The following is a 5,511-nucleotide window of genomic DNA, read 5'->3' on the forward strand; positions in this document are numbered from 1 at the left end:
AGGCTCCGCGCGGCGGCGCCGCGTCGGGCTCAAGGCCGGTCTCGCGCTGCGCCAGCCGCTCGGCCAGCACGGCGACCGGTACCTGCTGGCCCTCGGCATCGAGAAAGCCGCGCTTGATCAGGATCCGCTGCAGCGCGTAGCCGAGCGCGGCCACCTCGGAGTCGTGGAAGCGCGGCACCTCGGTGCCGTCCTGCCGCGCCAGCGTGCCGTAGCGCACCGTGCCCTTGTCCCAGACCACGTTGCGCATGTCGGCCAGCGCCTTGGCGATCGAGCCGCCCGAGCGCGCCACCATCGACAGCAGCCGCATCGTCGAGGTAATCCATTGCTGGCCTTCGCTGCGCTGGCCGGCCGGCATGAAGAACTCGACCGGCCGCTCGATCGTCACTGGCCGACCGTCGACCACGCCGTCGACGCGCATGAAATTGACGGTCAGGTAGACCGTCTTGTGGCCCTCGTAGGTCAGGTACTCGACCTTGGAAGTCACGCCCTCGAGATCGCCCACGGGCCGGCTCTCGAAGGGCCGGCGCAGCGGATCGTCGCCATTGGCGGCCGATGTCGAGGCCGCCGCGCCGGCCGCGCCCGCGCCCTGCCCCGCCTGCTCGACCGACAGCACCGCGCCCAGCACGCGATTGGGCCGGTAGGTCGCCAGGCCCTTCAGCCCTGCTTTCCACGCCTCCAGATACAGGTTGCGGAAGGCCTCGTACGGATAATCCTCGGGCACGTTGACGGTCTTGCTGATGCTGGTGTCGATATAGGGCTGCACCGCCTCCAGCATCTTCATATGGTCCAGCGCGGACATCTGCAGCGCGGTGACGAAGCGCTCGGGCAGCTGCTCGACGTCGCCGCCCAGATGACGGTACAGCCGCCACGCATGGTCCGCGACCTCGTAGACCTTGTAGCTGTCGTCGCCCATCCGCTTGCGCCGCTGGTACGTCCACGAGAACGCCGGCTCGATGCCGTTCGAAGCGTTGTCGGCGAAGGCCAGCGTGATAGTGCCGGTCGGCGCGATCGACAGCAGGTGCGAATTGCGGATGCCATGCGCGCGGATCGCGGCCCGCACCGGCTCGGGCAGCCGGCTGGCGAAGCCGCTGCGCAGATAGGCGTCGGCGTCGAACAACGGGAACGCGCCCTTCTCGCGCGCCAGCTCCGTCGAGGCCAGATAGGCGGCATCGCGCAGCGTCTGCGCGATGCGTGCAGCCAACGCGCGGCCGGCCTCGCTGTCGTAGCGCACGCCGAGCATCACCAGCGCGCTGCCCAGGCCCAGGAAACCGAGGCCGACGCGGCGCTTGGCCATCGCCTCGGCACGCTGTTCGGGCAGCGGCCAGTAGGTGACGTCGAGCACGTTGTCCAGCATCCGCACCGCGACCGCGACCAGTGCGCGAAAGCCGTCGAAATCGAAGGATGCCGCATCGCCGAACGGGCCGCGCACGAAGCGCGTCAGATCGATCGAGCCCAGGTCGCAGCAGCCGTAGGCCGGCAGCGGCTGCTCGGCGCACGGGTTGGTGGCCTCGATCCGCTCGCAGTAATGCAGGTTGTTGTCGTCGTTGATGTGCGACAGGAACAGGATGCCCGGTTCGGCGTGATCGTAGGTCGCCTGCATGACCTGGTCCCACAGCTGCCGCGCCGGCACGCGCCGGTACACCCACATGCCGTCGTCGCGGCGCCACGCGCCGGCGGCAATCGTCTCGGGCGACGGCTCGGCAACGTGGACCAGCTCGATCTCGCCATCGGCCTCGACCGCCTGCATGAAGGCGTCGTCGACGCCGATCGACAGATTGAAGTTGGTCAGTTCGCCGCGATCCTTGGCGTGAATGAAGGCCTCGATATCGGGATGGTCGGCGCGCAGCACGCCCATCTGCGCGCCGCGCCGTGCGCCGGCCGATTCGACGGTCGCGCACGAGGCGTCGAACACCTTCATGAACGAGACCGGACCCGAAGCGCGCGAATGCGTGCCGCGCACCAGCGCGCCGGACGGGCGGATGGCCGAGAAATCGTAGCCGACGCCGCCGCCGCGGCGCATGGTTTCCGCAGCCTGCGCCACCGCGGCATAGATGCCCGGCTTGCCGTCGACCGTCTCGGACACCGCGTCGCCGACCGGCTGCACGAAGCAGTTGATCAGCGTGGCCTCGATGCGCGTGCCCGCGGCGGAGTGGATGCGGCCCGCCGGCACGAAGCCGCCTTCGAGCGCCGCCAGGAAGCGCTGCGCCCAGCGTTCGCGCTGCGCCTCGGGCTCGGCCTCGGCCAGTGCGCGCGCCACGCGGGCGCGCACATCGGCCGCGGTCCGTTCTTCACCCTTGGCGTACTTCTCGCGCAGCACCTCGACCGAGATTTCCTGCGGCGGCAGCACGGCCTGCATCATCTGTTCGTTGGCATTCATCGCTCGGATCACCGGGTTTTGGCGCGGGACTCGCGCTCTGGGTTACAATGCCGGTCGGACGGGCCTCCTCGCATGGCGGCGCGGTCAACCTGGTCAGGTCGGGAACGAAGCAGCCACAGCCGTTTTCCGCCAGTGCCGAGGGTCAGGCTCGTCCCCCTTCTCTTTCCCCTCCCCGCTTTTCCCCTGATTTCCCCTGCTTGCTGTTCGCTTCCCGCGTGCCACATCGGCCGAAGGATCGTATTCGTCTTGGTGCCGGGCTGCCCCCGTTGGCACTTGGCCAGCGCCCCTGCCCTTTCCCCCAGCCCCTCTCCCGCGCGGCGGGGAGCGCGATATCGGTATTGGTTGCGCTGAGGAGCTGGTCGCCGGCTCCCTCTCCCGCTTGCGGGAGAGGGGTCGGGCGAGAGGGCAACGACGCCCCGCCACCCCGCATCGTTCGCATCTTATTCCCGTTCGCCCCGCTGCGCCGAGCGCTCAGAACAGCGACGCCTGCCGCGGCTGCACGGGCGCCGACAGTTGCGCCAGCGCGATCCAGTCGCCGTCGGCCGTGGCGATGCCCGACTCGATGCGCCGGCCGGGGAACATCGGCCGCAGCGCGGCCTCGTAGCGCCGCAGCTGCGCCGCGTAGGCGGCGTGTTCCTGCGGCAGCAGCCGCAGCTTGTAGTCGACCACCACCACGCGATCGGCGTATTCGACCAGCCGGTCGATCCGCAGCAATCGCCCCTGCGCGTCATACAGCTCGACCTCGTTGCGCGCGCTCAGCGCGCCCTCGGGCAGCAGCAACGCGCGCAGCGCCGGCGCGTTCAGCATCGCGCTGACGGCGCGTACCGCGGCCTCGGCCTGCTGGCGCCACTCGGTGCGCGCCTGCGGACTGCCGGCGCCGGCCAGCGGAAACCAGCGCATCACCGCATCGGCGTCCGGCACGCCGTCGTAGGCGCCGGGATAACGCGTGATCCGTTCGAGCAGCGCATGCACCAGCTCGCCGTGGCGAGCGGCGGCGGCATCGAAGACGATCTCGTCGTGGCCTTCCTCGCCCGCCTCGCCCTGGTCGTGCGCATCGAGCGGCGCCACGGGCAGCGCATCGCGATAGCGGGCACGAAAGTCGGCAAAGCGGATCGGTCCTGCCGCCGCGCCAGAGGCGGCACCGCGCACGCGGGCATCCTCGCCCGGCAGCGCCGGCACCGGCTCGCCGACATCCGCGGCCTGCAGGCGCACATACCAGCTGCCGGCGATCTCGCTGCCCGGCTCGCTGCCGCCCTCGTCGCCCTTGCCGCCCTTGCCGTTGCGCTGGATGCCGCTGACGATCAGGCCCTGCCTGGCACGGGTCATCGCGACATAGAGCAGATTCCAGTTCTCGCGTTCGGCCAGCGCGGCCTGCTCGTCGAAGCGCGCCGCGCGCGCGAGCCCACGCTCCGAGCGCTTGCCGTACGCGGAGAAATGCACCGGCGCCGGCGCCGACGGCGGCCAGTCGATCAGGATGCCCGCGCGGTCGGCGGCCGGCTCGCTGTGGTTGGCATCGAGCAGCACCACGAACGGCGCCTCGAGCCCCTTGGCAGCGTGCACGGTCAGGATGCGCACCGCGTCCAGCGTGCCGTTGCTGTCGTCCGCGCCCTCGGGCTCGTCGGCCTCGGCTTCCGCCGCATCGCCCATGCCGCCTTCGTCGGGACTCTCGTCCTCGTCGCCGCGGCGGATCGCCTGCAGTTCGTCGATGAACTTGGGCAGGCTCGGATAGCGGCCGCCATCGAGATCGAGCGACAGCTTCAGGAACGCGTCGAGGTTGGCCAGCACCTGCTCGCGGATTTCCGCGGGCGCCGCCTGCGCATAACGGCGGCGCACCTCGCCCGTGTGATAGATGTGGTCGATCAGGTCGTGCACCGGCCGATGCGGGGCGATCTCGAGCCAGCCGCGCAGCCGCGCCAATCCTTCGCGCAGGGCCGGCGACGCCTGCTGCGGAAGCTCGCCGGCGGACAGCGCCGGCCACCAGCGGCGCTTGCCGGCCAGCTGCGCGATCGCGATCAGATCGTCGTCGCCCGCGCCCACCAGCGGACTCTTCAGCACGTGCGCCAGATCGAGGTCCGACTCGGGCGTCATCAGGAAGGCCAGCAACGCCGACAGGTCCAGCGCTTCCAGCGTGGCCAGCAGGCCGCCGCGCCGCGGGCTCAGGCACGGAATGCCGGCCTCGCGGAACGCGCGTTCGTAGTCGGCCAGATAGGTCTTGCGCCGGACCAGCAGCGTGATATCGCGCCAGCAGGCCGGACGCTGGTTCTCGCCTTCTTCGACCGGCACCGTGTCGCGCAGCTGCCGCAGCCACGCGGCGACGCGACGGCCTTCCTCGAAGCGCGGCGAGTCGCCCAGCGGCGTGCGCGGCTGGGTCAGCGTGTCGCGGGAATCGGGGGCGATGGTGGAGACTTCGTTGCCGCTGCCGTTGCCATTGCCGCTGCCGTTGCCATTGCCGCTGCCGTTGCCATCGTCGCCGTTGGTGTCGCGCTCGCCGTTGTCACCATTGCCGCCATTGCTGCCATTGCCGTTCGCCGGCACCAGCGGCAGCAGCCACACCGGCCCGCCCTGCTGCGTCAGCGCGGTGGTCTGCGTTTCGTACAGCGGATAGCGACCTTCGGCGCGCGCCTGGTCGAACACCGCATTGACCCAACGCAGCACGTCGCCGCTGTTGCGGCGGGTGCGGTTGGTACGCAGCACCGTGGCACCGAACTCGTGCTGCAGCATCTGCCGCGCGACCTCGAACAGCCGCGCGTCGGCACGGCGGAAACGATAGATCGACTGCTTCGGATCGCCGACCAGGAACACCGTCGGCCGCTCCGCCAGATCCTGATAACCGGCCAGCCACCCCTGCAGGATGCGCCATTGCAGCGGGTTGGTGTCCTGGAATTCGTCGAGCAGCAGATGCCGGTAGCGCGCGTCGAGCCGCACCTGCAGATAGGTCGCGGTCTGCTCGTCGCGCATCAGCCGCGCGGCCAGCCATTCGAGATCGGCGAAATCCATCGCGCGCTGCTGGCCCTTGTGCTGCTGATAGCGCGTCAGCAGCGCATCGCCGAGCAGATAGAGATCGCGATTGAGCGCGAGCACCGCGGCCTCGCAGCGGCGCGCGGCGACCTGCCGCAAGACGTCGCAAAGCGCCG

2 protein-coding genes and 1 other RNA gene are annotated in these 5,511 nt (G+C 70.3%); 1 reads left to right on the top strand and 2 read right to left on the bottom strand.

Annotated features, from left to right (window positions below; genetic code table 11):
* Positions 1 to 2,377 (bottom strand): adenosylcobalamin-dependent ribonucleoside-diphosphate reductase (locus tag B551_RS12895; RefSeq protein WP_023264244.1); only part of this gene is annotated, 2,377 nt, incomplete at its 3' end.
* A 57-nt stretch (positions 2,378 to 2,434) separates the two neighbouring features.
* On the opposite strand from B551_RS12895, the gene ffs reads away from it, so the two are divergent.
* An RNA gene (ffs, locus tag B551_RS25590) (signal recognition particle sRNA small type) lies at positions 2,435 to 2,533 on the top strand.
* A gap of 315 nt (positions 2,534 to 2,848) precedes the next feature.
* Here ffs and B551_RS12900 read toward each other — a convergent pair.
* The coding region (locus tag B551_RS12900) for an exodeoxyribonuclease V subunit beta (RefSeq protein WP_043439385.1) at positions 2,849 to 5,511 on the bottom strand (2,663 nt) is incomplete at its 5' end.

This window comes from Cupriavidus sp. HPC(L), assembly GCF_000307735.3.
Lineage (GTDB): Bacteria > Pseudomonadota > Gammaproteobacteria > Burkholderiales > Burkholderiaceae > Cupriavidus.